Here is a 1922-nt window from a genome sequence, read left to right as displayed (position 1 = left end):
GGCGCCCGCTGCCGCACCCGTGTCGCTCGAGCGGTCCGGTCTGCGCACGTGGCCCGACGACCTGCCGGGCGGGCGACTGCCCGAGGTCCTGGAGGCGTCGGCGGCCGGGGTCACCGTGCGGGCGTTCCCCGTGCTCGTCGACGAGACGACGTCGGTCGCCGTGCGGACGCTCGCCGACGCGGCCGCCGTCCCGTCGACGGCCCGCCGCGGCCTGCGCCGGCTGCTGCTGCTCGACGTCGGCCTCGCTCCGGGCCGGATCACGTCACGCTGGACCGGCACGCAGGCGCTCACGCTCGCCGCGAGCCCGTACCCGAGCACGGACGCGCTGGTCACCGACGTGCAGCTCGCGGCGATCGACCGGCTCGTGACGTCGCACCTGGGCGACCGCACGCCCGCCGACGTGCGCGACGCCGACGCCTACGCCGCCCTGCGGACCGCCGTCCGCGACCGTCTGGAGGACGCCGTGCACGCGGTCGTCACCGACCTGGTCGCCGTGCTCGGCGCGTGGCGCGAGCTCGAGGGCGACCTGCGCGCGTCGGCGAGCCTCGCGCTGCTCGCGACGGTGCAGGACGTGCGCGAGCAGTCGGCCGACCTGGTGCACGACGGGTTCGTGTCCGAGGTCGGCGCGGCCCGGCTGCCGCAGCTGACCCGCTACCTGCGCGGCGCCCGGCACCGGCTCGCGAAGGCCGGCGACAACCCGCAGCGCGACGGCGACCTCGCGTGGCAGGTGCACGACGTCGAGGACCTGTACGACGCGGCGGTGACGAAGGCGCGGGCCGGGTCGCCGGACGCGGCCCGGGACGCCGCGCTCGACGAGGTCCGCTGGCTCCTCCAGGAGCTCCGCGTCAGCCTGTTCGCGCAGCAGCTCGGCACGCCGGTCCCGGTCTCCCCGACCCGCATCCGCAAGGCCCTCGCCGCCCTCTGACGGCCCGTCGGTGCCCGACGCCGACCAGCCCGACCCACGTCGCCCTGCCGCCCGAACGCCCGAACGCCCGAACGCCCGAACGCCCGAACGCAACATTGCGTGCGTCACGAGGCTCGTGTGCGCACGCAATGCTGCGTTCGAGGCCGGGAAGCGGACCACGCCCCCCGCGTCAGCGGCGGCGGGCGAAGAGGAGGCCGGCCGCGGTCCGCGCGACGAGGAAGATGCCGACGCACCACGCGACCGCCGACACCCACGTCGACGTCTCCAGCGGCAGCCCCAGCAGCAGGCCGCGCATCGTGTCCGTCACCGGCGTCACCGGGTTCCACGCGGCGATCGCCTCGAGCACCGACGGCATCGACTCCGGCGGCACGAACGCGCTCGACACGTACGGCAGGAACAGGATGAAGAACGTGAAGCCGCTGGCCGCCTCCGGCCCGGACGACACGATGCCGACCGCGACGCCGACCCACGTCAGCGCGAGGACGAACAGCGCGACCATCCCGAGCGCACCGAGCCACTCGAGCAGCGTCGCGTCGGGGCTGAACCCGACGAGGAACGCGGCGCCGATCACGAGCGCTGTCGAGACGGCGTTGCGCACCATGCTGGCGACGACGTGCCCGGTCACGACGCCCGTCGCCCGGATCGGCATGGACCGGAAGCGGTCGATGATGCCGTTCGTCATGTCGGACGCCATGTCGACCGCGGTGTTCGCGGCGCCGTAGCCCGCGGTCAGCAGGATGATGCCCGGCACGACGAAGTCGACGTAGCGCCCGGTCGGGTCGATCGCCCCGCCGAACACGAACGTGAACATCAGCAGGAGCATCACGGGCAGCATCACGGACAGCAGCAGCGTGTCGAGCTGCCGGGTCGTGCGGCGCAGCGTGCGGCCGATGAGGGCCGTCGTGTCGCGGACGGTCTGCCCCGCGCCGGGACGGGCCGCCGCCGTGGGCGCGGGGGCGAGCAGGGCGGTCATCGGGTCTCCCGAGGGTGCGGGCCG

General features: G+C 75.0%; 2 protein-coding genes. One reads left to right on the top strand and one right to left on the bottom strand.

Features of this window, described 5'->3' with window-relative positions:
- On the top strand, positions 1-925 hold a 925-nt coding region (locus HGA02_RS17960), incomplete at its 5' end, for a DUF3418 domain-containing protein (RefSeq protein WP_168680625.1).
- A 169-nt stretch (positions 926-1094) separates the two neighbouring features.
- Here HGA02_RS17960 and HGA02_RS17955 read toward each other — a convergent pair.
- On the bottom strand, positions 1095-1922 hold an 828-nt coding region (locus tag HGA02_RS17955), incomplete at its 5' end, for an ABC transporter permease (protein WP_343035588.1).

Source organism: Cellulomonas septica, from assembly GCF_012396155.1.
Taxonomy (GTDB): Bacteria; Actinomycetota; Actinomycetes; order Actinomycetales; family Cellulomonadaceae; genus Cellulomonas; species Cellulomonas septica.
The sequence above is the reverse complement of the archived record's forward strand: the minus strand, read 5'-3'. Positions and strand labels throughout refer to the sequence as shown.